This window comes from Pseudomonas cannabina, assembly GCF_900100365.1.
GTDB lineage: Bacteria > Pseudomonadota > Gammaproteobacteria > Pseudomonadales > Pseudomonadaceae > Aquipseudomonas > Aquipseudomonas cannabina.
Genome location: NZ_FNKU01000001.1, coordinates 2,825,816 through 2,851,125 on the forward strand (window position 1 = coordinate 2,825,816; position 25,310 = coordinate 2,851,125).

The 25,310-nt window shown below is 61.1% G+C and carries 21 protein-coding genes; 11 read left to right on the plus strand and 10 right to left on the minus strand.

Annotated elements, in window-relative coordinates; all coding sequences use genetic code 11:
* Positions 1-34: 34 nt before the first annotated feature.
* Entirely contained in the window at positions 35-697 is a 663-nt protein-coding gene (locus BLT55_RS13205) for a response regulator (RefSeq protein WP_007248579.1), read from the plus strand.
* Positions 694-2,067 (plus strand): sensor histidine kinase, encoded by a 1,374-nt coding sequence (locus BLT55_RS13210; protein WP_055000674.1) that lies wholly within the window; start codon positions 694-696, stop codon positions 2,065-2,067. The genes BLT55_RS13205 and BLT55_RS13210 overlap by 4 nt, the downstream gene beginning before the upstream one ends.
* A 12-nt stretch (positions 2,068-2,079) precedes the next feature.
* Here BLT55_RS13210 and amaA read toward each other — a convergent pair whose 3' ends face one another.
* Together amaA and amaB are read right to left on the minus strand one after the other, a co-directional pair.
* Entirely contained in the window at positions 2,080-3,366 is a 1,287-nt protein-coding gene (gene amaA, locus BLT55_RS13215; protein ID WP_055000675.1) for an L-pipecolate oxidase, read from the minus strand.
* Positions 3,367-3,408: 42 nt separating this feature from the next.
* On the minus strand, positions 3,409-4,899 hold the full coding sequence (amaB, locus tag BLT55_RS13220; protein ID WP_055000676.1) for an L-piperidine-6-carboxylate dehydrogenase: 1,491 nt from the start codon (positions 4,897-4,899) through the stop codon (positions 3,409-3,411).
* A gap of 249 nt (positions 4,900-5,148) precedes the next feature.
* Between amaB and BLT55_RS13225 the strand changes: the two genes are divergently transcribed.
* The 3 genes from BLT55_RS13225 (at position 5,149) to BLT55_RS13235 (ending at position 9,782) form a co-directional block, all read left to right on the plus strand.
* Entirely contained in the window at positions 5,149-6,396 is a 1,248-nt protein-coding gene (locus BLT55_RS13225; RefSeq protein ID WP_055000677.1) for a 2-aminoadipate transaminase, read from the plus strand.
* A 23-nt stretch (positions 6,397-6,419) separates the two neighbouring features.
* A complete protein-coding gene (gene hglS / locus BLT55_RS13230) occupies positions 6,420-7,808 on the plus strand; it encodes a 2-oxoadipate dioxygenase/decarboxylase HglS (RefSeq protein WP_055000678.1) in 1,389 nt (462 codons plus the stop codon).
* A 645-nt stretch (positions 7,809-8,453) separates the two neighbouring features.
* Positions 8,454-9,782 carry a DUF3100 domain-containing protein gene (locus BLT55_RS13235; protein WP_055000702.1) on the plus strand — a complete coding sequence of 443 codons (1,329 nt, stop codon included), beginning with the start codon at positions 8,454-8,456 and terminating at the stop codon, positions 9,780-9,782.
* A 12-nt stretch (positions 9,783-9,794) separates the two neighbouring features.
* Here the strand turns inward: BLT55_RS13235 and BLT55_RS13240 are convergent, their stop codons facing one another.
* Positions 9,795-10,706, minus strand: a complete 912-nt coding sequence (locus BLT55_RS13240) for a LysR substrate-binding domain-containing protein (RefSeq protein WP_055000679.1) — start codon at positions 10,704-10,706, stop codon at positions 9,795-9,797.
* A 129-nt stretch (positions 10,707-10,835) separates the two neighbouring features.
* Here BLT55_RS13240 and BLT55_RS13245 point away from each other — a divergent pair, with 129 nt between their 5' ends.
* Positions 10,836-12,212, plus strand: a complete 1,377-nt coding sequence (locus BLT55_RS13245) for an L-serine ammonia-lyase (protein WP_055000680.1) — start codon at positions 10,836-10,838, stop codon at positions 12,210-12,212.
* A 13-nt stretch (positions 12,213-12,225) separates the two neighbouring features.
* Here the strand turns inward: BLT55_RS13245 and BLT55_RS13250 are convergent, their stop codons facing one another.
* Positions 12,226-12,861 carry a LysE family translocator gene (locus BLT55_RS13250; protein WP_055000681.1) on the minus strand — a complete coding sequence of 212 codons (636 nt, stop codon included), beginning with the start codon at positions 12,859-12,861 and terminating at the stop codon, positions 12,226-12,228.
* A gap of 6 nt (positions 12,862-12,867) precedes the next feature.
* The gene (locus tag BLT55_RS13255; protein WP_055000682.1) at positions 12,868-13,650 is read right to left on the minus strand and encodes a YqcI/YcgG family protein; all 783 of its coding nucleotides are present in this window, start codon (positions 13,648-13,650) and stop codon (positions 12,868-12,870) included.
* Between the two features lie 150 nt (positions 13,651-13,800).
* Between BLT55_RS13255 and BLT55_RS13260 the strand changes: the two genes are divergently transcribed.
* Positions 13,801-14,727, plus strand: coding sequence for a LysR substrate-binding domain-containing protein (locus BLT55_RS13260; protein ID WP_055000703.1), 927 nt, complete (start codon positions 13,801-13,803; stop codon positions 14,725-14,727).
* Positions 14,728-15,715: 988 nt separating this feature from the next.
* On the opposite strand, the gene BLT55_RS13280 is transcribed toward BLT55_RS13260, so the two are convergent.
* Genes BLT55_RS13280 through BLT55_RS13290 form a run of 3 tightly spaced genes read right to left on the minus strand, consistent with a single transcriptional unit; the run spans position 15,716 to position 19,289 of the window.
* Positions 15,716-16,873, minus strand: a complete 1,158-nt coding sequence (locus BLT55_RS13280; RefSeq protein WP_055000345.1) for a M20 aminoacylase family protein — start codon at positions 16,871-16,873, stop codon at positions 15,716-15,718.
* 4 nt (positions 16,874-16,877) lie between these two features.
* Positions 16,878-18,395 (minus strand): aldehyde dehydrogenase family protein, encoded by a 1,518-nt coding sequence (locus tag BLT55_RS13285; protein WP_055000344.1) that lies wholly within the window; start codon positions 18,393-18,395, stop codon positions 16,878-16,880.
* A 3-nt stretch (positions 18,396-18,398) separates the two neighbouring features.
* Complete coding sequence (locus tag BLT55_RS13290; RefSeq protein WP_055000343.1) at positions 18,399-19,289, minus strand: NAD(P)-dependent oxidoreductase; 891 nt, start codon at positions 19,287-19,289, stop codon at positions 18,399-18,401.
* 162 nt (positions 19,290-19,451) lie between these two features.
* Here BLT55_RS13290 and BLT55_RS13295 point away from each other — a divergent pair, with 162 nt between their 5' ends.
* The 3 genes from BLT55_RS13295 to BLT55_RS13305 all read left to right on the plus strand — a co-directional run bounded on the left by BLT55_RS13295 (position 19,452) and on the right by BLT55_RS13305 (position 21,963).
* Positions 19,452-20,357 carry a LysR family transcriptional regulator gene (locus BLT55_RS13295; RefSeq protein ID WP_055000342.1) on the plus strand — a complete coding sequence of 302 codons (906 nt, stop codon included), beginning with the start codon at positions 19,452-19,454 and terminating at the stop codon, positions 20,355-20,357.
* A gap of 122 nt (positions 20,358-20,479) precedes the next feature.
* On the plus strand, positions 20,480-21,712 hold the full coding sequence (locus BLT55_RS13300) for a zinc-dependent alcohol dehydrogenase (protein ID WP_055000341.1): 1,233 nt from the start codon (positions 20,480-20,482) through the stop codon (positions 21,710-21,712).
* A gap of 26 nt (positions 21,713-21,738) precedes the next feature.
* Entirely contained in the window at positions 21,739-21,963 is a 225-nt protein-coding gene (locus tag BLT55_RS13305; RefSeq protein WP_007248563.1) for a PLD nuclease N-terminal domain-containing protein, read from the plus strand.
* 50 nt (positions 21,964-22,013) lie between these two features.
* Here the strand turns inward: BLT55_RS13305 and BLT55_RS13310 are convergent, their stop codons facing one another.
* Together BLT55_RS13310 and BLT55_RS13315 are read right to left on the minus strand one after the other, a co-directional pair.
* Entirely contained in the window at positions 22,014-22,745 is a 732-nt protein-coding gene (locus BLT55_RS13310; protein WP_055000340.1) for an aspartate/glutamate racemase family protein, read from the minus strand.
* 10 nt (positions 22,746-22,755) lie between these two features.
* Positions 22,756-23,391: a GntR family transcriptional regulator gene (locus tag BLT55_RS13315; RefSeq protein ID WP_223862777.1), complete on the minus strand. Its 636-nt coding sequence runs from the start codon at positions 23,389-23,391 to the stop codon at positions 22,756-22,758.
* A 415-nt stretch (positions 23,392-23,806) separates the two neighbouring features.
* Between BLT55_RS13315 and BLT55_RS13320 the strand changes: the two genes are divergently transcribed.
* A complete protein-coding gene (locus BLT55_RS13320) occupies positions 23,807-25,258 on the plus strand; it encodes an NCS1 family nucleobase:cation symporter-1 (protein ID WP_055000339.1) in 1,452 nt (483 codons plus the stop codon).
* The last annotated feature ends 52 nt before the right edge of the window (positions 25,259-25,310 follow it).

The window sequence follows — 25,310 nt, forward strand, 5'->3', positions numbered from 1 at the left end:
CGCCCTTCCCCTTTTACTCTTTGGTCGAAACCCTATGCGCCTGCTTCTTGTCGAGGATGATCGTGCGATTGGCCAAGGCATCCGTGTAGCCCTCAATAACGAGGGCTACACCCTTGACTGGCTCGAAGACGGCTTGAGCGCGCTGCATGCCTTGCGCAGCGAGCCGTTCGACCTGCTGCTGCTCGACCTCGGCCTGCCACGCATGGACGGCTTCGACCTGCTGCGCCAGTTGCGCGCCGAAGAGCTCGCCCTGCCGGTGCTGATCCTGACCGCCCGCGACGGCACGGCTGATCGCATTGCCGGGCTGGATGCCGGTGCCGACGATTACCTGGTCAAGCCGTTCGACGTCGACGAGCTGAAAGCCCGCGTGCGCGCCCTTCTCAGGCGCAGCCAGGGGCGCGCACAGCCGTTGCTGGAACACGCTGGCATCAGCCTCGACCCGGCATCGCAGCAGGTCACGTTTCAGGGCAATGAAGTACCCATGACGCCGATGGAATATCAGTTGCTACATCAGTTGATGATCCGCCCTGGCAAAGTGGTGACCCGCGAGCGGCTGTCCAACACCCTGTATGGCTGGCAGGACAAGGTCGAAAGCAACACCCTGGAAGTGCTGATTCACAACCTGCGCAAGAAACTGTCCACCGAGCTGATCCGCACCGTGCGCGGCGTCGGCTACTTGCTGGAGCTCAAGGCATGACGTCGGTACGCGCGCGCATTCTGGTCCCGGTGCTGCTGCTGTTGCTGCTTGGCGATCTGGCCATCAGCCTGCTCGCGCTGCGCGACAGCCATCACGAAATCGAAGAAGTCTACGACGCGCAACTGGCCCAGAGTGCGCGCTTGCTGCAAGGCGTGCTCAGCCAACGGGCGGCCGGCGAACAGGACCTGGACAAGCTCTATCAGGCGTTCGATCAGGCCATGAGCCGGGTCGGCACCAGTGGCGTGGCGCACCCCTATGAAACCCGCCTGACGTTTCAGGTCTGGCGCACGTCGGGCGAGTTGCTGGTGCGCTCGGCCGAAGCCCCGCTGCTCACCGCCCCGCCCGCCACAGAAGGCTCTCACGACCTGGTCGAAAACGGTCATGAGTGGTGCGGCTTTTTGTTGGCCGATCCACAGCAGGGTTTTCTGATCTGGGTTGGCGAGCGCGACGATGTGCGTCAGGACCTGATTCAGCGCATCGTCAGTCACACCTTGTGGCCGACGCTGATCGGCGTGCCGCTGCTGGTCGTCGCGATCTGGCTGGCCATCGGCTGGGGCCTGCGCCCGCTGCAATCGATGGCCAAGGTGATTCGCAAACGCGACGCCGAAAGCTTGGAACCGCTCGACGTAACGCCGCTGCCCAAAGAGCTGGAGCCGATGCAGTACGCGCTCAATCGGTTGCTGACCCAGATCGAAAGCGTGCTGGAACGCGAGCGCCGCTTCATCGCCGACGCCGCCCATGAATTGCGCACGCCACTGACCGTGTTGCGCATCCATGCGCAAAACGCCCGGCAGGCGGAAAGCCCGGAACAACGTCTGGAGGCGCTGGATTTTCTGGTGCATGGCGTCGACCGTGCGGCGCGTCTGGCCAGTCAGTTGCTGACCATGGCGCGGCTGGAGCCGCGCGTCGAACTGAGTCAGCTACAGACCTTCGAACTGAACACCCTGGTGCGCGAGGAAATGGCCGAGCTGACGCCGCTGGCGCTGGAGAAACGTGTCGATCTGGTGTTCGAAGCGGGCGACGACTGCGTGATTCACAGCGACCCGGCGGCGATCACCATCGCCCTGCAGAACCTGCTGACCAACGCCCTCAACTTCGCACCGCCGGCCAGCGAAATTCGCGTGGTGCTCAGTCGTCAGAAGGACGGCAGCGCGCACCTGTCCGTTGAAGACTCAGGCCCCGGAATCGATGAGCAACACAAGGAGCGTCTGTTCGAGCGTTTTTACAGCCAGGGCCACAGCAATGGTGCGGGACTGGGGCTGGCAATTGTGGACATGATCGTTCGCAAACTGGAAAGCAGCCTGCACCTGCGCAATTCGGCGCAGGGCGGACTGTGTGCCGAGTTGCGGCTCAAGAGTCGAACGGCCTGACAGCTGCTCGCTTCAAAGCACCACGCGCAGGCATTGTCCGGCGTGGTACAGCGTGAAACCGGCGTCGTAGGCCAGGGTGCGCAGGGAGCGGCCCGAAACCTTCTTGCTGCTGGAAAAACTCACCGGCAGTGCCGCCGCATCATCAGTCAGCAGGTAATCGGCAAAGCATTTGCCCACCAGCGTTCCGGTGGTCACGCCTCGGCCGTTGAAACCGGTCGCGGCCAGCAAGCCCGGTGCGGGTTCGAACAGGCGCAGCAAATGGTCCGGGGTGAAGCCGATGCGGCCGGTCCAGGTGCTTTGCCACTCGACCCGGCCCAGTTGCGGAAAATAATGCTGCTGGACGCGATCTGCCCACTGGCGAATGAACCACAGCGGATAATTACCGGCATTGTCGAGGCTGCCCAACAGCAGCCGCCCATGGGCATCTCGACGAATGTTGCTGAGCACCGTGCGCGTATCCCATGAGCCCTGCCCGCCGCGCAGAATGTCTGCCTGCGCCGCACCGCTGAGGGGCTGCGAAGCGACCTGATAGTAATAGCCGGCGAAGATGTGATCCTTGACGTCGGTCCACTCGCCTTCGGTATAGGCATTGGAAGCAATAATCACCTTCTCGGCCCGCACACTACCGGTCGCGGTAGACACTTTCCAGCCATCGGCGGAGCGTTGCAGCCCGTTGACGGGAGACTCGCCAAACAGCTGACCACCCCGCGCCACGACGTTGAGCGCCATGCCCGACACGTACGCCATCGGGTTCACCGTACCGGTGCGATGGTCGAGCAGCGCGCCGCTGACCTTGTCGGTGCCGCAGGCGTCTTCGCAGGGTTTGCCGGTCAGCAATTCGACGTTGGCACCGCGCCGCTGCCACTGCTCGGCACGGCTTTGCAAATCCGCCAGGCCTTTGCTGTTGTGGGCCATGTGCAGGTTGCCGGTGCGGGTGTCCTGGCAATCGATGCGGTACTTGTCGATGGTCGCAAACACCAGCGCCGGTGCCGCGCCCAACGCCGTGTTGAGGCGGCTGGCCTCGACGCTGCCCAGCACTTTTTCCAGTGCATCGGGCGCGACCCAAGTGCCGGCGTTGACCAGACCGACGTTGCGCCCGGAGCCGCCGTGGCCGACCTGATGCGCCTCGACCACGCACACCGATTTGCCGCCTTCAAGTAGCTGCAACGCAGCCGACAGGCCGGTGAAGCCGGCGCCGATGATGCACACATCGGCGTTTCGCTCACCGGTCAGCACCGGGCTCAGCGGACGTTGCGGAGTCAATTGTTCCCACAGACAGCCTTCAGCAAACTGCACCATCGAAAAACTCCAGCAATGTCGGTGAAAAGCGCCCGGTTCGGATCAGTCGAAAACGATGCCCTGCGCCAGTGGCAGCTCGCGGGAATAGTTGACCGTGTTGGTTTGCCGACGCATGTAGGCGCGCCATGAATCGGAACCGGACTCGCGACCGCCGCCGGTTTCCTTCTCGCCACCGAACGCGCCGCCGATTTCTGCGCCGCTGGTGCCGATATTGACGTTGGCGATGCCGCAGTCGCTGCCCGCTGCACTCTGGAAAGCCTCGGCTTCGCGCAGGTCAGTGGTGAAAATGCACGACGACAGGCCTTGTGGCACTTCGTTGTTCAGGCGCAGAGCTTCTTCAAAGTCGTCGTAAGCCAGCACGTAAAGAATCGGCGCGAAGGTTTCATGACGGACAACCTCGCTTTGGCCCGGCATTTCAGCGATGGCCGGCGTGACGTAATAGCCGTTCGGGTATTTGTCTTGCAACTGACGCTCGCCACCGAACACCTGACCGCCCTCGTCGCGGGCCTTGGTCAGCGCGTTCTGCATGGCCGAGAACGCCTGCTGGTCAATCAGCGGGCCGATCAGATTGCCTTCGCGCGGGTCACCGACACGCACTTTGGCATAGGCCGCTTTGACGCGGGAGACCACTTCGTCCTTGATCGAACGATGCACGATCAGACGACGCAGCGTGGTGCAGCGTTGACCGGCAGTGCCCACGGCACTGAACAGAATGCCGCGCACGGCCAGGTCCAGGTCGGCGCTCGGAGCCAGAATCATGGCGTTGTTGCCACCCAGTTCCAGAATGCTGCGGCCGAAACGTGCAGCCACACGCGGTCCGACTTCGCGGCCCATGCGGGTGCTACCGGTGGCGCTGATCAGCGGTACACGCGGGTCGTCGACCAGTGCTTCACCGGCGTCACGATCGCCGATCACCAGCTGCGCCAGCGCGGCGGGTGCATCGCCGAAAATTTTCAGCGCCTTGTCGAACAGCGCCTGACAGGCCAGCGCGGTCAGCGGGGTCTTTTCCGAAGGCTTCCAGATCACCGGGTTGCCGCAAACCAGCGCCAGCGTGGTGTTCCAGGCCCAGACCGCGACCGGGAAGTTGAAGGCGCTGATCACCCCGACCACGCCCAGCGGGTGCCAGGTTTCGCGCATGTGGTGGCCAGGACGCTCGGAGGCGATGGTCAAGCCATACAGCTGACGCGACAGGCCAACGGCGAAGTCGCAGATGTCGATCATTTCCTGCACTTCACCCAGACCTTCCTGAGTGATCTTGCCCGCCTCGACCGACACCAGTTCGCCAAGGTCAGCCTTGTGCTCGCGCAACACTTCACCAAAGATCCGCACCAGTTCGCCACGGCGCGGGGCCGGTACGGTGCGCCACTGCAGGAATGCGCTGTGGGCGCTGTCGATGCGTGCGACGACCTGCGCCTTGGTTTCCAGCGTGACCGAGGCAATCTGGCTGCCATCGATCGGGGTGTAGACCGGATAGTTCCCTTGTGTGTGGGCACTGTTCGCCACGCCCAGACGTGCTAATAACTCGGCAACCATGTTGATGCTCCTGTCATGGACTAAAGATCACTGATAACCGCAGTATCGACCCGGACGCGGCCTGCCCACAAACGACGATTTTGAAAAACATGATTCCGTTTAGGAATGAACTTTCGCGTATCGAGAGCGATTAAGGCGCTGACTTCGGGAATTATTGGAATGACCCGGTGATTTTATTTCGTTTGCGAGCGGGCTCCGTTGTTTGTTTGGATACGGCCATCATGATCACCCGCAGCCAGGGCCCGGCCGATGAGCGAATCCATCAGCGAATCCATTTCTTTCGTCCACGACATAACCCTGTCCCACGGCCGCAACGCCGAAGTCTGGGACACCACCGGCAAGCGCTACATCGACTTCGTCGGCGGCATCGGCGTGCTCAATCTGGGGCATTGCAACCCGCAGGTGGTCAGGGCGATTCAGGACCAGGCGGCGAAACTCACTCATTACTGTTTCAATGCCACGCCTCACGATCCGTATATTCAATTCATGCGGCAACTGACGCAATGTGTGCCGGTGAGTTACCCGCTGAGCGGCATGCTCACCAACAGCGGTGCGGAAGCGGCAGAAAACGCCCTGAAGATCGTGCGCGGCGCGACGGGCCGCACGGCAGTGATTGCCTTCGACGGCGGCTTTCATGGCCGCACCCTGGCGACCTTGAACCTCAACGGCAAGGTCGCGCCCTACAAACAGAAAGTCGGCGTGCTGCCTGGCCCGGTGTTTCATATTCCGTTCCCCAGCAAGGACAACGGCGTGAGCACCGAACAGGCGCTCAAAGCGCTGGACCGGCTGTTCAGTGTCGAAATCGATGTCAACGATGTGGCCTGCATCATCTTCGAGCCGGTGCAGGGTGAAGGCGGATTTCTGGCCATGGAGGCGGACTTCGCTCAAGCGCTGCGCGCGTTCTGTGATGAGCATGGCATCGTGTTGATTGCTGACGAGATCCAGTCCGGTTTCGGGCGCACCGGGCAGCGCTTTGCCTTCACTCGGCTGGGCATCGAGCCAGACCTGATTCTGCTCGGCAAAAGTATCGCCGGGGGTATTCCACTCGGCGCCGTGGTCGGTCGCAAAGCACTAATGGACAACCTGCCCAAGGGCGGGCTGGGCGGCACCTATTCCGGCAACCCGATTGGCTGCGCGGCGGGTCTCGCCTCGCTGGCGCAGATGACCGATGAAAACCTGTCTGGCTGGGGTGAACAGCAGGAAAGCGCCATTGTTGCGCGCTATGAGCGCTGGCAAGCGAGCAACCTGTCGCCGTACCTGGGCAGGCTGACCGGTGTGGGCTGCATGCGCGGCATCGAACTGATCACGCCGGATGGCAAACCCGGTACCCGAGAGCTTGCCGAACTGCTGAGTTCAGCCAGGGATGCCGGGCTGTTGCTGATGCCCAGCGGCAAGTCGCGGCACATAATCCGCCTGTTGATCCCGCTGACCATCGAGTCTGAAGTGCTGCACGAAGGGCTGGATATTTTCGAGCGTTGCCTGGCAGCGCTGGCGTGAACCTGTAAGGAGAAAACACCCTGATGAGCACTGCACGCTTTGCTGACCCCGACCAGATTCGCGCAGGGTTCTCCCGCGCCATGTCGCAGATGTACCAGCAGGAAGTGCCGCTGTACGGCACGCTGATGGCTTTGGTGAGCGAGGTCAACGCGCAGGTCATGAGCCGCGACAGCAGCGTGCTTGACAGCCTGCGCCAGACCGGTGAAATCCAGCGTCTGGACATGGAGCGTCACGGCGCGATTCGCGTGGGTACGGCGCAGGAACTGGCCAGGCTCGCCCGCCTGTTTGCGGTGATGGGCATGCAGCCGGTGGGCTATTACGACCTGACGTCGGCTGGCGTGCCGGTTCATTCCACCGCCTTTAGGGCCGTGCATGAGCAGGCGTTACAAGTCAGCCCGTTTCGAGTTTTTACCTCGCTGTTGCGTCTGGAACTGATCGAGAGCGACAGCCTGCGCGGGTTTGCCGGCCGGGTACTGGCCAAGCGCACGATCTTCACGCCTGGCGTCTTGGCGTTGATCGAAAAGCATGAGGCAGACGGCGGTTTGAGTGAAGCCGATGCAGCAGAGTTCGTTCAGCAGGCGCTGGAAACCTTTCGCTGGCATAACACGGCGACCGTTTCGCTCGACGAGTACCGGCAGTTGAATGCCCAGCATCGTCTTATTGCCGACGTGGTGGCGTTTCGCGGTCCGCACATCAATCACCTGACGCCGCGCACGCTGGATATCGACGCGGTGCAACGCGGCATGCCCGGCAAAGGCATTACGCCCAAGGCGGTGGTTGAAGGGCCGCCGCGTCGCCACTGCCCGATCCTGCTGCGCCAGACCAGCTTCAAGGCGCTGGAAGAGCCGATCAGCTTCATTGGCCAGGGTGGCAGTGAGTCGGGCAGCCATTCGGCACGCTTCGGCGAGATCGAACAGCGCGGCGCAGCCCTGACGCCCAAAGGCCGCGAGTTGTATGACCGGCTGTTGAATGAGGCCCGCGACGAGCTGGGTGAGTTTCCCAACGAGGCCAATGCCGTGCGCTATACCGGGCTGCTGGAGAAGGCCTTCAAGGCGTTCCCGGACAATCATGATGAAATGCGGGCGCAGGGTCTGGCGTATTTTCGCTATTTCCCGACTGAATCGGGTATTGCGGCACGTGCGTCCGGCACTCTGGAGCAGCTTGTCGAGGCGGTTCATGTGCGCTTCGAGCCACTGGTGTACGAAGACTTTCTGCCGGTCAGCGCGGCAGGTATTTTTCAGTCCAATCTGGGTGACAACGCACAGGCGCACTATGCAACGAATTCGAATCGGCAGGATTTTGAACAGGCACTGGGTCGTGGGACGCTTGATGAACTGGCGCTGTACGCCGACACCCAGCAGCGTTCGCTGGAAGGCTGTGCCGAGGTGTTGGGGCTGAAAGCACTGGGCTGATCCGATCTTGAATGCCACACCTTGCTCGCGAAGAAGCGGTACAGCCGGTAACGTTATCGTTCCTCACGCTCCAGCGTAGGAATGCAGTGCTTGACGCTCTGCGTCGCAATGAGGACGCGGAGCGTCCTGAACGGCATACGACGCGGAGCGTCGCACGATAGTTGATACCTTGTGGGAGCGAGCTTGCTCGCGAAGAAGCCGGTACAGTCGGTAAAATTATCGTTCCTCACGCTCCAGTGGAATGCAGTGCTTGACGCTCTGCGTCGCAATGAGGACGCGGAGCGTCGCACGATAGTCAGGTCATTTCAGGCTCTTTCTGTGTTCTGTTTAAAGCAACGATAAATAAAATTCGCAATATTGGTGTGCACCCCTGCGCTATGCATACTGCGATGGCGAGTGGACAGCAAAGTGCCGTATTCAAAAGCTCATCCCTTTGAATGGCGCGCCGAATGATCCCCTGCAAAAGGCTCGAAGCAGCCTGGGTCTGAATCACGTTCAGGCCTCATAAAAACACTCGGCCGGATAACGGTCTCCATGGCTCCATGGACTTTCAAAGCTGCCCTGGCGTGTCACTGCGCCGACCTGAAAAACAGAATAACGATGGATAAGGCCCGTAAAGGCCATTCAGCAGGCAAGGGGATCATCATGCAAAACTCACACGCTGCAGCGTCGGGTGACAATCAGGCCGTTTCATCGACGGTGAAGCTGTACGTCTGGGCCGCCATTATCCTCACCATTGCCGAAATGATCGGTGCCATCAGTATTCCGCTGGGCCCCGGCAAAGTGGTGTTGCTGCCGATGGTCTGGGCGCTGCTGATCGGTGCGATGGTCGGCATCGCCAGCCGCCGTCTGCCGGGCAGCATCGGTATCGATCACGGCATCCAGTTGCGTGCGGCGTCAATCCTGCAACCCGCCCTGCTGATTTTCATTGCCAAACTCGGCTTGGTGGTCGGGGGCTCGTTGCCGGTGGTGTTCGCCTCGGGATGGGCGCTGGTGTTTCAGGAGTTCGGGCACTTCGTCGGCACCGTGATGCTCGGCCTGCCAGTGGCGCTGATGCTCGGCATCAAGCGCGAAGCCATCGGTGCGACGTTCTCGGTCGGCCGCGAGCCAAGCCTGGCGATCATCGGTGAGCGCTATGGCATGGATTCCCCGGAAGGTCGCGGGGTGCTCGCCGAGTACCTGACCGGCACGCTGTTCGGTGCGCTGTTCATCGCCATCGTCGCCGGTTACATCGCCAGCCTGGGGATTTTCCACCCCAACTCGCTGGCGATGGGTTCAGGCATCGGTTCAGGCAGCATGATGGCCGCCGCCGCAGGTGCAATCGCCGCGCAGCAAACGCCGGAAGTCGCCAAGGAAGTCATGACCCTGGCCGCCGCGTCTAACCTGATCACCACCACCATCGGCACCTACTTCACCCTGTTTATCTCTCTGCCGCTGGCGGTGTGGGGCTATCGCGTGCTCGAGCCGCTGATCGGCCGCACCACCAAGGCGTCCATGAGCGACGAAGGCATACGTCACAGTGATGTGTCGCTGGAAGTACCGGAGCTGGGCTGGTCGGGCAAGATCAGCGCATGGCTGGCGGCCGGTGCATTGGCATTGATTGCCAACTATGTCGGCTACAAGACCTTGTCGGCGGATGCCTTCACCGGCATGGGCATCATGATTTTCTGTGCGTTCATCGGTGAAGCGCTGTGCAGCCTGATCGGCCGCAAGATCCCGGCAGTGTGCACGGTATCGCTGGTGGCGATGTTCCTCACCTCCCCCGCTTGCCCGTGGGCCGCCGAAATTGCGCGGTTGACCAGCTCGATCAACATGCTGGCGGTCATCACGCCGATGCTGACCTTCGCCGGCCTGTCGATCGCCAAGGACCTGCCAGCCTTCCGCCGCCTGGGCTGGCGCATCGTGCTGGTGTCGTTCCTGGCCAACTTCGGCACCTTCATCGGCGCGGTACTGATTGCAGAGATGTTTCACTGATTCTGTGCTCGGCTAGTGTGCTGCCTCGCTCACCAGCCAGTCATGCACCGCGCGGCGTGCCGGAGTCGTCAGCGCACCTTCGCGATAGGCCAGGACGTATTTCTTCCTGGCCTTGATCGGATGCCCGAACGGCACGATCAACAAGCCTTGTTCCAGTTCATCGGTAATCAGCGCCTTGCGGGCAATGGCCACGCCCATCCCCATGCGTGCCGCATCAATGGTCAGGTGATTGCGGTTGAAGGTATGGCCGCGCCGCACGTCGATGCCATCCGCACCGATGGCGGTCAGGTAAAACTCCCACTCCGCGTATTCGTAGCTGCCGCGCCAGGCGGTAATGTCGTGCAGCAACGGAAAGTGCACCAGCTGGCTGGGCGTATCCAGCGGCGGTTTACCCACCAGCAGGCTTGGCGAACAGACCGGGAACAGCTCTTCTTCCAGCAACGGTGTGGTCGATAACCCCGGATAGCTGCCGTCGTTCAGATCGATGGCCAGATCGAAATCGTCGTCACGCAACGAGCCGCTGCTGTCTTCAGCGATGATCCGCAACTGGATGTCCGGAAACGCCGCCTGCAAACGCGGCAGGCGCGGCATCAGCCATTTGCTGAGGAACGACGGAATGCAACGCAGCTTGAACACCCCGCCGATACGCCCGGAATACAGCAGGCGCAGCTCTTCACTGATGCGGCTCTGCACCTCGTTGGCGACCACCGCCAGGCGCTGACCTTCCGCCGTCAGCTCCAGACCGCGCCCGACCCGATGAAACAGCGCAAAACCCAGGCGCTCTTCGAGCTGGCGCATCTGCTGGCTGATCGCGCCGGGGGTGACGTGCAGCTCCTCCGCGCAGCGGGTGAAAGAGAGATGTCGGGCCGCACAGGCGAAGACCTGTAACCAGGCGTGCATCTGTGCGTTGAAGATTCTGCTCATTGAAGAGTTCCGCTAAAGCGTTGCATAGCAACAATCGTTTGTCGTTTCGACAGCCGACGCCAAAGATGAGGACCAGAAAAAGGGGAATACCGAATTCCCGCGCATCATCTCACTTGAAGGACCTCCGTGATGGCCATCAGCGTCTTCGACATGTTCAAAATCGGCATCGGGCCGTCCAGTTCCCACACCGTCGGGCCAATGCGCGCCGGGGCACTGTTCGTGACCGAGCTGCGCAACCAGAACCGGTTGCACAGCGTAGAACGTATCGAGGTGCGATTGTACGGGTCTCTGTCAGCCACGGGCATCGGTCATGGCAGCGACCGTGCGACCGTCATGGGTTTGATGGGCGAATGGCCAGACCAGATCGACCCCAGCCTGGTCAACCAACGCATCGATGCATTGCGCGCCGACAACCAGTTGGTGCTGGCGGGCGAACAGGCCATCACCTTTGTTTGGGAGCGGGACATGTGCCTGCTCGACGAAAGCCTGCCCTACCACCCCAACGGCATGACCCTGTGCGCCTACGGCAAGACCGGTGAAGTGCACGAGCAGACCTACTATTCAGTGGGCGGCGGCTTTGTCATCGACGCCGAACAGGCCGCCAGTGGCGTGCTGGACAACGACACCACCGTGCTGCCCTATGATTTTTTCAGTGGCGCGCAGTTGCTGAAACTGTGCAAGACCCACGGCATGAGCATTTCCGAACTGATGATGGCCAACGAGAAGGTCTGGCGCAGCGAAGAGGAAATTCGCGAAAAGATCATGGTCATCTGGGCGGCGATGCGCGCCTGCGTCGACAAGGGCCTGCTCGAAACCGGCATCCTGCCCGGCGGCTTGAATGTGCGGCGGCGCGCCTACCGCCTGCACCAGAACCTGCAGAACCTCGACAACCCGAACGTGATCGGCTCGACCCTGAGCGCGATGGAATGGGTCAACCTGTTCGCCCTGGCGGTCAACGAAGAAAACGCCGCAGGTGGGCGCATGGTCACCGCGCCCACCAACGGCGCGGCCGGCATCGTGCCTGCGGTGCTGCACTATTTCATGAAGTTCAAGCCCACGGCCAACGATGATGACGTGGTGCGCTTCTTCCTGAGTGCCGCTGCGGTCGGCATTCTGTGCAAGAAAAACGCGTCGATCTCGGGTGCCGAAGTGGGCTGTCAGGGTGAAGTCGGCTCGGCCTGCGCCATGGCCGCCGCCGGGCTGGCGGAGATTCTCGGCGCGACCCCCGAGCAAGTGGAAAACGCAGCCGAGATTGGCCTGGAACATAACCTGGGGCTGACCTGCGACCCGGTCGGCGGGCTGGTGCAGATTCCCTGCATCGAACGCAACGCGATTGCTGCCGTGAAGGCGATCAATGCCGCACAAATGGCCCTGCGCGGCGACGGCGAGCACCATATCTCGCTGGACCACGCCATCCGCACCATGCGAGACACCGGTGCGGACATGCACGACAAGTACAAGGAAACCTCACGCGGCGGGCTGGCGGTGAACCTGATCGAGTGCTGACCGGCTCAGGCGTTTACTGATTCAACAGCATCGAGCCCGAGTAGAAAATCCCGCCCAGCGCGATCAGCAGCAAGGTCACGCTGGAAACGATTTCGATCTTGCGCTTGTACTTCAAGGCCAGCTTCTGGCGCATGAGGAAGATGTAGGCGAACAGGATCGACAGGTCAATGATGATCCACAGCACCGACAGCAAGGCGATACTGCCCTTGAACGATTCGGTAACGTGAATGAACTGCGGGAAGAACGAGACGAAGAAGATGATGTCTTTCGGATTGGAAATCCCCACCAGAAAGCCGGTCACCAGCCCGCTGTGTCGGCTGCGGGTCGGGACTGGCGCGGCGTCGGGCTGCATCGGCGCGTAACGCAACGCCTCCTCCAGCGCCTGCACCGACAGGTGCGCGATAAAGAAACAGCCGACCAGACTGATCCAGTTGAGCATCTTTACGCTCACCGACAGCGTGCCGGTCAGAATCAATGCTGCAACCATCACCAGCACCAACGAGGCCCAGTTGGTGCCCAGCGCCGTCAGCATCGCACGCTTCGGCCCGCACGCCAGGCTGGTGTTGACGATCAGCGCCACCACCGGGCCCGGGGTAATGATCAGCATGAACACGCTGAACATGTAGATCAGCAACAACGATATATCCATGAGTAGTCAGCGCTCGTTCAAAGGGTCAGTCTTGTCGACATTGATGTGCAGAGGGCAGCGGGGCAACGCCAGCCCGCCCTCTTCATAGAGTTGGTACTGCTTCCATTCCAGGCTGTTGCGATCACCGAAAAAGCCCAATGTCTCAGGCACCACCCCGTTGTTGTAATCGGCGATGCGCTGACGAATCTTTTCCCTGACCTTGCGACCGCTTTCCGTCTCGGCGCTGGCCACTTCATCGAAGTTTTCCCGTGGATTGACCACAAACACGATATGCCCGCCCAGCGAGCGGCTTTTCATCGCGCTATGCCGGGGGAAACTCATGTTGATGAACATCGGCAGACCGGCGAAATGGTAAGTCCATTCGAATTTCTCCGGGTCGGTGCAGGCCTTGGCGGGCCAGGGTGATCGATCACCGTCATGCAAGTGCTGCAACGTGGCCCACGAATAGGCCTGTTCTTCGGCCAGGCTGGTGAAGTCGTTTTTCTCGAAAATGACAATCAGCGGGTTGAACAACCGGTCTTCAAGTGGCGTGTCGTTGACGAACTCCACGTACTCCCGCATTCCATCGCAAATCGTTTGTTGCTCCTGTTCAACGGGGATGAACAGCAGCAGACAACTTCCGGACTTGTTGGCCCGACGCCCGAACAGGCATGGGAAACCCTTGTCACTCAGCACCTGTTCGAACTGCTTGTAAGCCCGAACTCTCCAGCCCATTTCAAGAGCAGTGTCACTCTCCAGCAACTGTCTCACAACCGATTGACGCAACAGCATTTCGGACTTGGGCAGCATATTCCCTCACGCACGCAGCAGATAAGCACACCGCCTTATTGTTTATTTTTTACGACAGTGACGAGCCGGCGATTCTGAACGGAGAGGCGCACGCGGAAAAATGGAAAAAGGTGTAACCTACTATGACAAATAATCATGGTTAGCTATCACATGACTGAACGTATCCCGCCGCTTTACGCACTGAGAGCCTTCGAGGTAGCGGCTCGATCATGCTCATTTACGCGTGCTGCGCAGGAACTGTCGCTGACCCAGAGCGCCATCAGCCGCCACATCCGCACCCTGGAAGAAACCCTCGGCTGCCGATTGTTCGAGCGCAATGGCCCGCGGTTATCGCTGAGTGACGAGGGGCGACGGCTGTCCAGTCAGCTCAAGATCGGCTTCCGGATCATCGAGGACGCTTGCCAGCCGTTCCGGGGTCAGGGCGCGAATTTGCGCCTCAAATCACCGTCCACCCTGACCATGAGGTGGCTGCTGCACGCGCTGGAGTCCTTCAAACAGCCTGCGCCCGCCTTGCCGGTTCAGCTCTCCAGTGTGTGGATGGACTTTGACAGCGTGGACTTCTACTCGGAGCCGTTCGATTGCGCGATTCTGCTGGGCAGCGGCAATTTTGGCGCCGAGGTGGAGACCTGCAAGCTGTTCGATGAGTGGCTAATCCCGATCTGCTCGGCGGACACGCTGGGCGACCAGCCGTGGGGCCCGGAGCGGTTGCAGGCTGCCGAACTCATCCATCCGTCCAGTGACCGCCGCGACTGGCGGCGCTGGCTGAACCGGATGGACCTGGCCGGTCAGGTGACGTTGAGCAAAGGCAAGGTGTTCGACACGCTCGATCAGGGTATTACGGCTGCGGTCAGGGGGCATGGTGTGTCGATTGGCGATCTGTTTCTGGTCGCTGATGACCTGAACGAGGGGCAGGTGTTTTTGCCGTTCAACTCGGCGGTTGGCACGGGGGATGCCTATTATCTGGTCTGGCTGCAGGACAGTTTCAAGCGCCAGCGGGTCCTGGAATTGCGCGACCACCTGCTGACCTGCCTGCCGGACATTTCCAGTATTGAAGTGGAGCTGCTCACAGCGCCTTGATTCGCCGCTGCTCACAAGCGTTGTACACACTTCTAACTGGCTATCGTGCCGATGCTCTGCGTCGGCATGCCGTTCTGGACGCTCTGCATCCTCTTTGTGTGTGACGCTCTGCGTCACACAGCGGTTTTGCGAGGTCAGCTGGACATGCTTTCGACTCAAGGCACCTTTTCGCCCCTCGGCGAGTGACTTTGATGGGGCCAAAGTAGACAAACCCCCTGGCTCCGTTTCCGGCCCGACTTCGTCGGGTTCCTTCGCCCTGACTGAGCCAGGGGCCACCGCAACGGGCCATCCATGGCCCGAATGCGGCTTGCTCGGCGTCCTGCCTCGCATCCCCCGGATCAGCGTCAGGGCTCAGCCGTCACTTACGTCGCATTCTGCGTCGTCAGTGCCATCGCGATAAAAAAAGCGCTTTGATTATCAACTATCGTGCGACGCTCCGCGTCGCATGCCGTTCTGGAAGCTCTGCGTCCTCTTTGTGGCGCTCTACGTCGCACAGCGGTTTTGCAATGTCAGTGATTTCTGCTTCCGGCTCAGGTCACCTTTGCGCCCTTACGGCGCCCTACTTTGAGGGACCAAAGTAGGCAAAGTCCCAGCTCCGTTTCCGGCCCGACTTCGTCGGGTTCCTTCGCCCTGACACTGATCCGGGGGCCGCCGCAACGGGCCATCCATGGCCCGGTGCGGCTTGCTCGGCGTCCTGCCTCGCATCCCCCGGATCAGCGTCAGGGCTCAGCCGTCACTTACGTCGCACTCTGCGTCGTCAGTGCCATCGCGATAAAAAAGCGCTTTCTTTTAACTATCGTGTGACGCTCCGCGTCGCATGCCGTTCTGGACGCTCTGCGTCCTCTTTGTGGCGCTCTGCGTCGTCAGTGCCATCGTGATCAAAAAGCGCTTTCGTTTATTAGCAGTGATTACCGACAAGGCAAGACGTTGTGCTGCAACATAGATTTGACGCGTTGCGCGCTCAAGATCAAGCGCGCAGACGAGCCATTCAATCCACCGGCAAACACTGCTCCACCAATGATGTCCAGACCGCAACACCTGGCTCGATGACCTGGTCGTTGAAGTCGTAGTACGGGTTGTGCAGCGCTGCTGATGGTTTATCGCCGTCGACGCCCATCCAGATGTACGCGCCCGGACAGGCGTGCAGCATGAAGGCGAAGTCTTCGGAGGCCATGGAGGGGTTGCAGCCCCACTGCACGTTGGCTTCGCCCACCGCCGCAACTGCTGCGCGACGAATCGTGGCGGCGGCTTCGGGGTGGTTTTCGGTCACCGGGTAGCCGACGTTGTAGACCAGTTCGCCGCGCACGCCAAAGGCCGTCGGCAGCCGCTCGACGAACTCGCCGATCAGTTGCTGGACCTTCTCGCGCACCGGCGTTTGCAGGCAGCGCACCGTGCCGCGCAACACTGCGTTTTCCGGGATCACGTTGATCGCTTCGCCGGCATTGAACTGGGTGATGCTGACCACCGCCGAATCCAGTGGCGACAGACGCCGGGAGACGATGGTTTGCAGCCCGAGCACCAGTTCGGCCGCCGCCACGATCGGGTCATTGCCCTTGTCCGGCATGGCCGCGTGACTGCCTTTGCCGGTCAGGGTGATTTCGAAGGTGTCCAGCGACGCCATCATGGGTCCCGGATTGATCACGACTTTGCCCGCAGGCACACCCGGCCAATTGTGCAGGCCATAAATGGCGTCCATCGGGAAGCGCTCGAACAGGCCGTCTTCGATCATGCGCTGCGCGCCGCCAAGGTTTTCTTCGGCAGGCTGGAAGACAAAGTGCACCGTGCCGCGAAACCGGAGGGTTTCCGACAGGTGCCGGGCGGTGGCGAGCAAAATCGCCGTATGGCCGTCATGCCCGCAGGCGTGCATGCAGCCTTTGTGGGCTGACTTATGTCCGCTGTCGCCGAGTTCCTGAATCGGCAACGCATCCATGTCGGCGCGGATGCCAATGGTCGGGCCGTCGCCATTGCGCAAGGTGCCGACCACGCCGGTGCCACCCAGCCCACGATGCACTTCAATACCAAATTCGCTCAGCAGGCCAGCCACTTTGTCGGAGGTTTTCAGCTCTTGAAAACCCAGCTCCGGCGCGGCGTGGAGGGTGCGGCGCCAGACGGTCGCTTCGTTAATCAATGTCTTTGAAATGGGCATGTGCTTACTCCAGGCTCGCGCCGTAGCCAAAACTGGCTGCGGGCTTGGCGGCCGTTTCGACCCAGACGCTTTTCACTTCGCTGTACTCGCGCAGGGCGTCCAGACCGGACGATCGGCCATAGCCACTCTCACCATAGCCGCCGAACGGCGAGCTGACGTGAATAGTCTTGTAGCCATTGACCCAGAACGTCCCGGCACGCACCTGTCTGGCGACCCGATGAGCGCGACCGACATCGCGGGTCCAGACGCCACCGGCCAGGCCGAAGCGGCTGTCGTTGGCAATGCGGATCGCGTCTTCTTCGTCCTTGAACGGAATCGCCACCACCACCGGGCCGAAGATTTCTTCCTGCGCGCAATGCAGGTCGTTGGTGCCTGCCAGCACGGTCGGGTTGATGTAATAACCCGGTCTGTCCGGGATCGGATCAGCCTGCTCGCCGACCAGTCGCGCGCCGTCTGTCAACGCGCGCTCGACCATACTTTTCACATGGTTGTACTGCTTGGCATTGTTGATCGGACCAATCTGGGTTTCCGGGTCGCTCGGATCACCGACCTTGAATTGCGTCGCGGCCACGGCCAGCGCGTGAGTGAATTTCTCGAAGATCGATTCCTGCACCAGCAAGCGTGAACCCGACACACAGCTTTGCCCGGCGCCGGAGAAAATCGCCGCCTGAGCGCCACGCAGGGCGACTTCCAGATCAGCGTCGTCGAAGACGATATTGGCCGATTTACCGCCCAGTTCCAGCACCGCCGGAATACAGCGCTGCGCCGCCGCCACGGCAATATGCCGACCGGTCGCTGGCGAACCGACGAACACCACTTTGCGGATATCGGCCTTGGCGATGAACGACTGACCGATGGAATGGCCGAACCCGGCAATCACGTTGACCAGCCCTTTGGGCACGCCCGCGCGCTTGATCAGCACGCCGACCACCAGCGAGCTGAGCGGCGTCAGTTCCGACGGTTTGAGAATGACTGCGTTACCGGCGGCAATCGCCGGGGCAATCTGCCAGCCGCAGGTGAAAATCGGCGCGTTCCACGGGGTGATCTGCAACACCGTGCCCAACGGTTCGTAGGTCACGTAGTTGAGGTGCGTGGTGGGCACCGGGATGATTTCGCCGTGCAGTTTGTCCGCCCAGCCGGCGTAATACTCGAACATCTCGGCGACTTTGAGCACTTCGACGCGGGCATCACGGATCGGCTTGTTGGCGGTCAGGGATTCGATCTGCGCGAGGTTTTCCTGCTCTTCGCGAATCAGATTACCCACTTGGTACATGGCACGCCCACGCGCCTGGGCAGTCAGTGCCCACCACTGTCGCTGCGCCGTTTGGGCAGCTTTGTCGGCCACTTCGACCAGCGATTCGTCGGCATCAGGAAAGCTCAATAACAGGCTGTCGTCATGGGCATTGCGCACGTCAACCGGCGCGCCGTGGCCTTCGATGAACTCACCGCCCACGTAGCTGGCGATGACACTGCGATCGCCCCAGTAAGGGCGCATCAGTTCGAGGATCGTTGCAGTGCTCATCGGTTATTCTCCGTGACCGTAAAGGGTGGCATCGGTGCGTTGCACGATGGCGCAGAAGTCTTCGTTGTCCGCAAGGGTCTCGCTGCTGGCTTGCCACAGTTGCGCAACCACGCGCGACAGCGGCAGGTCCATGTCGAGGCTGTCCGCCAGGTCGCTGGCCAGGCCGACGTCCTTGCGCATCAGGCCCATGGTGAAGCCTGAGTCATAGGCCTTGTTGAGCACCCAGGTGGGGAACATGACTTGCGTCGCGCCGCTGCGTCCGGAGCCGGCGTTGAGGCCTTGCAGGAGTTTTTCCGGGTCGACACCGGCTCGCGCAGCCATCGCGACCGCTTCGGCAGTGCTGATCAGGTGACAGGCGGCGAGCATGTTGTTGGCGATCTTGGCCACGTTGCCCGCGCCGCACTGCCCGACATGCACGCGAGTGCCACTCATGCCTTCCAGCACAGGCATGGCACGCGCCAGGTCGGCATCTTCAGCGCCGATAACCATCGACATGGTGCCGGTGGCCGCGCCTTTCGGCCCCCCCGAGACAGGCGCGTCGATAAATGCGATGCCGTTTTTGGCCAGTTCGGCAGCCGCCTTGCGGCTCATTTCCGGCGTTGAAGTGGTGGTGTCGATCACGATCAGGCCTTTGTGCCCCAATTCGACAATGCCACCTGCACCGAGGCAGACCGATTCCACGTGCTCGGCCTTGGGCAGCGACAGGATCAGAATGTCGACGCTCTGAATCAGTTGCTGACGGTCGGCAACCGGCTTGACGCCTTTGCGTTCGGCCTGGGCCAGGGCTGCCTGCGACAGGTCGAAGCCGCTGACATCGAAGCCTTTGCTCGCCAGGGTGGCGGCCATGCCACCGCCCATATTGCCGAGTCCGATTACACCTGTTCTCAACGTCATGTCTGCATCTCGATGGGTTTTACAGGAATTCAGCAAGGCTGCCCGCAACCGCGTGCGCCTTGCGATGTGCTGATCAACCGAGTATGGACAGCGCTCTCCCCTCTCAGCAATAATCCTGAAATCGAATTTATGTTGCCTTTAGCGCAACACTGGATGCCGCCCATGAGCCTCGTGCAAGATCGACGCATTCTGTATTTCTTCGAAGCGGTGCGCCTGGGCAGTGTTCGAGCTGCCGCCGACTTTCTCAACGTGGCGCCTTCGGCGGTCAGCCGCCAGATCGCCCAGCTGGAACAGGAACTCGGTTCACCGCTGCTGGAGCGCCACCGGCGCGGTGTCAAACCGACCGAAGCGGGTGACAAGGTGCTGGCTTACTACCGCAAGCGGCTGACTCAGCAGGAAGTGTTGCTGGATTCGATTCAGGCGCTGAAAGGCCTGCACAGCGGCTCGGTGACGCTGGTGTCCGGGGAAGGTTTTCTTGAAAGTCTGGCGCAACCGCTGGCGCGGTTTTCCGAGCAGCACCCCAGAATCGAACTGATCGTGAACGTCTGCGGCAGTAACGAAGTGATCCGTCAGGTGGTGGAAGACGAAGCGCACATCGGCCTGGTTTTCAACCCGGCTGCCGACCCGAAAATCCGCTCGCACGCGCATCAGCGGCAGTCAGTCTGCGTGATCACCGGGCCAGACCATCCGCTGACTGACGAGCCAGGCCCTGTCGAGCTTCGTGCGCTCGGCCAGTATCGCGTTGCGCTGCCGGCGGTGTCCTACGGCATTCGCCAGATCCTCCTGCAAGCCGAGCATCAGTTGGGCATCACAGTGCAGCCGACACTGACCTGCAGCACGTTCGCCATGCTCAAGCATTTCGCCATGCAGGGCGGCGTCACCTTGCTGCCGACCTTCGTCGTGGAGGAGGAAATCAGGTCCGGAAAGCTGCGCGCACTGCCCTTGCAACATGAGGTCTTCAGCAGCCCGCAGACACACCTGATCAGCCGTCTGGGGCGTCAGTTGAGCGTCGGCGCCAATCGTTTGATGAGCATGCTGTTGCAGGACATGACGGCGTTTCGCAACTGAGATGAAACGCACCGGCCGACGTACCGTTAGTCCCACCTGAAACAATCGTGCTGAACCATCAAAAACCTCATGGTTCCTCTTTAGTAACGGATCAGAATTTCTGCTGCTATCGAGGATTAATCATGCGAGCTTTGACTTACCACGGCGCGAAAGATGTAAAAGTCGACACCGTTCCGGACCCGATCATAGAACAGCAGGACGATATCATTCTGCGAGTCACGGCGACCGCCATCTGCGGTTCCGATCTGCACCTCTATCGCGGCAAGATACCTACTGTGGAGCACGGCGACATCTTCGGTCACGAGTTCATGGGCATCGTCGAAGAGACCGGCTCGGCGGTGACCTCCGTGCAAAAAGGCGACCGCGTGGTGATTCCGTTCGTCATCGCCTGTGGCCACTGTTTTTTCTGTGACATCGATCTGTTCGCCGCCTGCGAGACCACCAACACCGGGCGTGGCGCGATCATGAACAAGAAGTCGATTCCGCCAGGCGCGGCGTTGTTCGGCTTCAGCCATTTGTATGGCGGCATCCCTGGCGGGCAGGCGGAGTACGTGCGCGTCCCCAAAGCCAACACCGGTCCGTTCAAAGTCCCCGGCACCCTGTCAGACGAGAAAGTGCTGTTCCTCTCCGACATCCTGCCCACTGCATGGCAGGCCGTCACCAACGCCGGGATCGGCAAGGGTTCAAGCGTTGCCATCTACGGCGCTGGCCCGGTCGGCCTGATGAGCGCGGCGTGCGCGAAAATGCTGGGTGCCGAAAAGATCTTCATGGTCGATCACCACCCGTATCGCCTGGCCTACGCACAGGAAACCTACGGCGTGATCCCGATCAACTTCGATGAAGACGATGACCCGGCTGACACCATCATTCGCCAGACACCCGGTATGCGCGGTGTGGATGGCGTGGTCGATGCGGTAGGTTTCGAGGCCAAGGGCAGCACGACGGAAACCATTCTGGCCACACTGAAACTCGAAGGCAGCAGTGGCAAGGCGTTGCGCCAGTGCATCGCCGCGGTGAGACGTGGCGGTGTGGTCAGCGTGCCGGGCGTGTATGCCGGGTTCATCCACGGCTTCATGTTCGGGGACGCGTTCGACAAAGGCCTGACCTTCAAGATGGGCCAGACCCACGTGCATCGCTTCATGCCTGAGTTGCTGGAGCACATTGAAGCGAGTCGACTCGAGCCAGAAGCCATCATCACCCACCGCATGTCGCTGGAAGATGCAGCAAAGGGCTACAAACTGTTTGACAAGAAGGAAGAAGACTGCCGCAAGGTCATTCTGACCCCGGGCAATAACACGATTGTCGTGCCTGACACCGACACCGAAGCACTGGTTGGCGTACCGGCAGCAGTCTGAAACCGCAACCTGAAAGGAGACACGTCATGGAAGCGCCAAGTGTGTTCTGGATCGCTGCGGCGGTCATCGTGCTGTTGCTGGACGCCTGGGTGATCTACAGCGTCTGGCGCTCGACTAAAACGTCTGGCACCAAGGCGGGCTGGACGCTGCTGGTGCTGGCATTGCCGGTGGTCGGGGCCGGAATCTGGGGCATCAGCGGGCCTCGCGGTGTGGTGCAGGCGCCGGCATCGGACAAGCACAGCACCGGCTGACGGGTGAATCGCGTGCCGACGCGAGGGGGTCGGCACGCATCACCTGGCAGTCAACGGCTCAAATACACGAATCGCCCCTTGAACGGTTTGCCGATGGGGTCGGCCAGGTCGCCATGCTTGCTGGTGGACAGGCCCAGCTCCACCAGCGACTCCGCCAGCTTCACGGCGGCAGCAACGCCGTCGATCACCGGCAGACCAATCGCTTCGCCCAGTTGCCTGGCCAGATCCGCCATGCCGCCACAACCCAGCACGATCGCTCCGGCACCTTCCTGATCACGGGCGACAAGCGCCTGCTCAGCCATCAGCTCGATCAGCTCAGGTCCGCTTTCTTCAAGCGCCAGCACAGGCAGATCGATGCAGCGTACCGACGTGCACAGCTCACTGAATCCATAACGCTGCAACAGGTGCTCGGCGATGACGCGTGTGCGGGTCAGCGTGGTGACGACCGCAAAACGGGTAGAAATCAGGCTGGCCATGTGAAAAGCAGCTTCGGCGATACCAATCACCGGCGCGCTGGCGTACTCGCGTGCAGCCAGCAAACCAGGGTCGCCAAAACAGGCGATGATGTGCGCATCGACGTGTTGCTCACGGCCTTTGCGTATCTCTTCAAGCACGCCCAGGGTGGCGATGGCTTCGTCGAAATGCCCTTCGATCGATACCGGGCCATCCTCCGGGCTGCACGCCAGAATCTGCGTACCGGGGCGCGCTACGGCTTGCGCCGCCAGGCCGATCTTGCGGGTCATGGCTTCGCTGGTGTTGGGGTTGATCACTTGAATACGCACCGGAACTCCTTCAGCGCTGCTTGAAAATGCTGTGAAAGTCGACCGTCTGACTGACCGGCTCGTCCACCTTGAGACTGGCGCGAATGCGACGCAGATGTTCGGCCATCCATTCACGTGCCTGTTCGCCCTGCCCGTCTTCGAGCAGCGTCAGCAGGTCCACGTGTTGACCGCAGTCGCAGCCAACACTGCGCCGCGAGCCGTACACGGCGACGATCAATGATGAGCGGGTGGTGAGCTGCGCAACTTGCTCGGTCAATACCTGATTGCCCGCCAGCGCACATAACTGCACATGAAAGCGCGCCGACAACTGGATCGCCTCGCTATGACGTCCGGCGTGCTGCGCCTCGTGCTCCTGATTGCACAGCAGACGCAGCGCGTCCAGCCGCTGCCCCGCGACCCGCGCGGCAATGTCGGCCATCAGCGCCGGTTCGATCAGTTGCCGGGCACCGAGTACATCCTGTGCCTCCTGCGCCGAAGGCTGCGCAACTTCCGCGCCACGCTTGGGGCGCAGGGTCACAAGGCGCTCCAGCGCCAGACGCTGCAGCACCTTGCGAATGCCGGTCCGGCTGATCTCGAACACCTCAGCCAGTGCGTCTTCGGGCAAACGCGTACCCGGCGCCAGTCGATGCTCGACGATCGCTTCCAGAACATGCTAGTAAATCTGTTCGTCACGGCCTTTTTCATCGGCCGCGGGTGTCAGGAACAAAGAAGCGCTGGCAGGTCGGGGCATGATTCAAACCACTTGATTGATACAGATCGTATACAGGAATAGTGCCCGATGTATCACTGCATGAGTAGCGCTATCTGGGCGACGTACCTGCTGCGTACGCCTTCACCGCACCGCAACCGGGCGAAAGCGCCCTGTTTACGTGCAGTTTCAGCCTCACAATAAATCTGTCCGACACGCCAGCTTATTCTCAGGAGATCGCCGTCCTGCAACGGCCGTATCAATTTCGGTCCTGCTGAAAATCCTCTGGCACAGCTTTTGCGTACACGATCGTATACAAAAATATCAGCGATCGTACCCTGATCTCATCCCCACTCCACGAGGGAGTTACGCAATGACAGATCAACGCCCGGCCGGATACAGCCCGCGCCTGCATAACCACGATTTGGGGCCGGTGCCGCAAAAGTGGACCTGGTACAACATTCTGGCATTCTGGATGAGTGACGTGCACAGCGTCGGTGGCTATGTGTTCGCTGCCAGCCTGTTTGCATTGGGGCTGGCCAGCTGGCAAGTCTTGATCGCGCTGCTGGTCGGCATCGGCATCATTCAAGTGATTGCCAACCTGGTCGCCAAACCCAGCCAGCAAGCCGCAGTGCCCTACCCGGTGATTTGCCGCCTGGCCTTTGGCGTGTTCGGGGCCAACATCCCGGCAATCATTCGTGGGCTGATCGCAGTGGCTTGGTACGGCATTCAGACTTACCTGGCGTCCAGCGCGCTGGTGATTGTCGTGCTGCGCTTCTTCCCGGAACTGGCCGCGTACCAGAACATGACCTTTTTCGGCCTGTCCTGGCTCGGCTGGTTCGGCTTCCTGACCTTATGGGTGGTGCAGGCAGCAGTATTCTGGACCGGCATGGAATCGATCAGACGTTTCATCGACTGGGCGGGTCCTGATGTGTACGCCGTGATGTTCGCCCTGGCGGGCTGGATTGTCTGGCGTGCCGGTTGGGACAACATCAGCTTTACTCTGGCGGAAAAAGAGTTGTCCGGCTGGGCTGCGTTCGGCCAGGTGGTGATGGCGATCGCGCTGGTGGTCTCGTACTTCTCCGGGCCTACACTGAACTTCGGCGACTTCAGCCGCTACTGCCGGAGCATGGACGACGTGCGTCGCGGCAACTTCTGGGGCCTGCCGGTGAATTTTCTGGCGTTCTCGCTGGTCACGGTGGTGATTGTTTCCGGCACGCTGCCGATCTTCGGTGAAATGATCCACGACCCCATCGCTACCGTGGCGCGCATCGACAACACCACCGCCGTGCTGCTGGGTGCCTTCACGTTCGTCACCGCCACCGTCGGCATCAACATCGTCGCCAACTTCGTTTCTCCGGCCTTCGACTTCGCCAACGTGGCACCCAGCCGCATCAGCTGGCGTGCGGGCGGCATGATCGCCGCCGTCGCGTCGATCTTCATCACGCCGTGGAACCTGTTCAACAACCCTGAAGTGATCCACTACACACTGGACGTGCTCGCCGCCTGCATCGGGCCGTTGTTCGGCATTCTGTTGGTGGATTACTACCTGATCAAGAAACAGCAGATCGACGTCGACGCCTTGTTCAACGACTCGCCGAGCGGCCGCTACTGGTACACCAACGGCGTGAACTGGATCGCGGTCCAGGCGTTACTGCTGACTGCGCTGGTTGGCCTGTGCTTTACCTTCATCGACTGGTTCAAGCCGATTGCCAACTTTGCCTGGTTCACCGGCTGCATCCTCGGCGGCGTCGTGTTCTATGCGCTGACCCGCTGGGCGCCAGAGCAGGCTGCCAACGCGCCTGCACCGGTCGGCCAGCACTGAAAACGGCGTCAGGTGCCGACAGTCGGATAGGCTGTCGGCACCTGAATGCTGC

Excerpts from the sequence above, each read along its gene's own strand:
- BLT55_RS13280 (WP_055000345.1), bottom strand. The coding sequence starts at position 16,873 with ATGCCCATTTCAAAGACATTGATTAACGAAGCGACCGTCTGGCGCCGC.
- BLT55_RS13305 (WP_007248563.1), top strand. The coding sequence starts at position 21,739 with ATGGAAGCGCCAAGTGTGTTCTGGATCGCTGCGGCGGTCATCGTGCTG.
- BLT55_RS13260 (WP_055000703.1), top strand. The coding sequence starts at position 13,801 with ATGACTGAACGTATCCCGCCGCTTTACGCACTGAGAGCCTTCGAGGTA.
- BLT55_RS13290 (WP_055000343.1), bottom strand. The coding sequence starts at position 19,289 with ATGACGTTGAGAACAGGTGTAATCGGACTCGGCAATATGGGCGGTGGC.
- BLT55_RS13320 (WP_055000339.1), top strand. The coding sequence starts at position 23,807 with ATGACAGATCAACGCCCGGCCGGATACAGCCCGCGCCTGCATAACCAC.
- BLT55_RS13235 (WP_055000702.1), top strand. The coding sequence starts at position 8,454 with ATGCAAAACTCACACGCTGCAGCGTCGGGTGACAATCAGGCCGTTTCA.
- BLT55_RS13245 (WP_055000680.1), top strand. The coding sequence starts at position 10,836 with ATGGCCATCAGCGTCTTCGACATGTTCAAAATCGGCATCGGGCCGTCC.
- BLT55_RS13240 (WP_055000679.1), bottom strand. The coding sequence starts at position 10,706 with ATGAGCAGAATCTTCAACGCACAGATGCACGCCTGGTTACAGGTCTTC.
- BLT55_RS13285 (WP_055000344.1), bottom strand. The coding sequence starts at position 18,395 with ATGAGCACTGCAACGATCCTCGAACTGATGCGCCCTTACTGGGGCGAT.
- BLT55_RS13300 (WP_055000341.1), top strand. The coding sequence starts at position 20,480 with ATGCGAGCTTTGACTTACCACGGCGCGAAAGATGTAAAAGTCGACACC.
- BLT55_RS13205 (WP_007248579.1), top strand. The coding sequence starts at position 35 with ATGCGCCTGCTTCTTGTCGAGGATGATCGTGCGATTGGCCAAGGCATC.
- hglS (WP_055000678.1), top strand. The coding sequence starts at position 6,420 with ATGAGCACTGCACGCTTTGCTGACCCCGACCAGATTCGCGCAGGGTTC.
- BLT55_RS13295 (WP_055000342.1), top strand. The coding sequence starts at position 19,452 with ATGAGCCTCGTGCAAGATCGACGCATTCTGTATTTCTTCGAAGCGGTG.
- BLT55_RS13210 (WP_055000674.1), top strand. The coding sequence starts at position 694 with ATGACGTCGGTACGCGCGCGCATTCTGGTCCCGGTGCTGCTGCTGTTG.
- BLT55_RS13255 (WP_055000682.1), bottom strand. The coding sequence starts at position 13,650 with ATGCTGCCCAAGTCCGAAATGCTGTTGCGTCAATCGGTTGTGAGACAG.
- BLT55_RS13250 (WP_055000681.1), bottom strand. The coding sequence starts at position 12,861 with ATGGATATATCGTTGTTGCTGATCTACATGTTCAGCGTGTTCATGCTG.
- BLT55_RS13225 (WP_055000677.1), top strand. The coding sequence starts at position 5,149 with ATGAGCGAATCCATCAGCGAATCCATTTCTTTCGTCCACGACATAACC.
- amaA (WP_055000675.1), bottom strand. The coding sequence starts at position 3,366 with ATGGTGCAGTTTGCTGAAGGCTGTCTGTGGGAACAATTGACTCCGCAA.
- amaB (WP_055000676.1), bottom strand. The coding sequence starts at position 4,899 with ATGGTTGCCGAGTTATTAGCACGTCTGGGCGTGGCGAACAGTGCCCAC.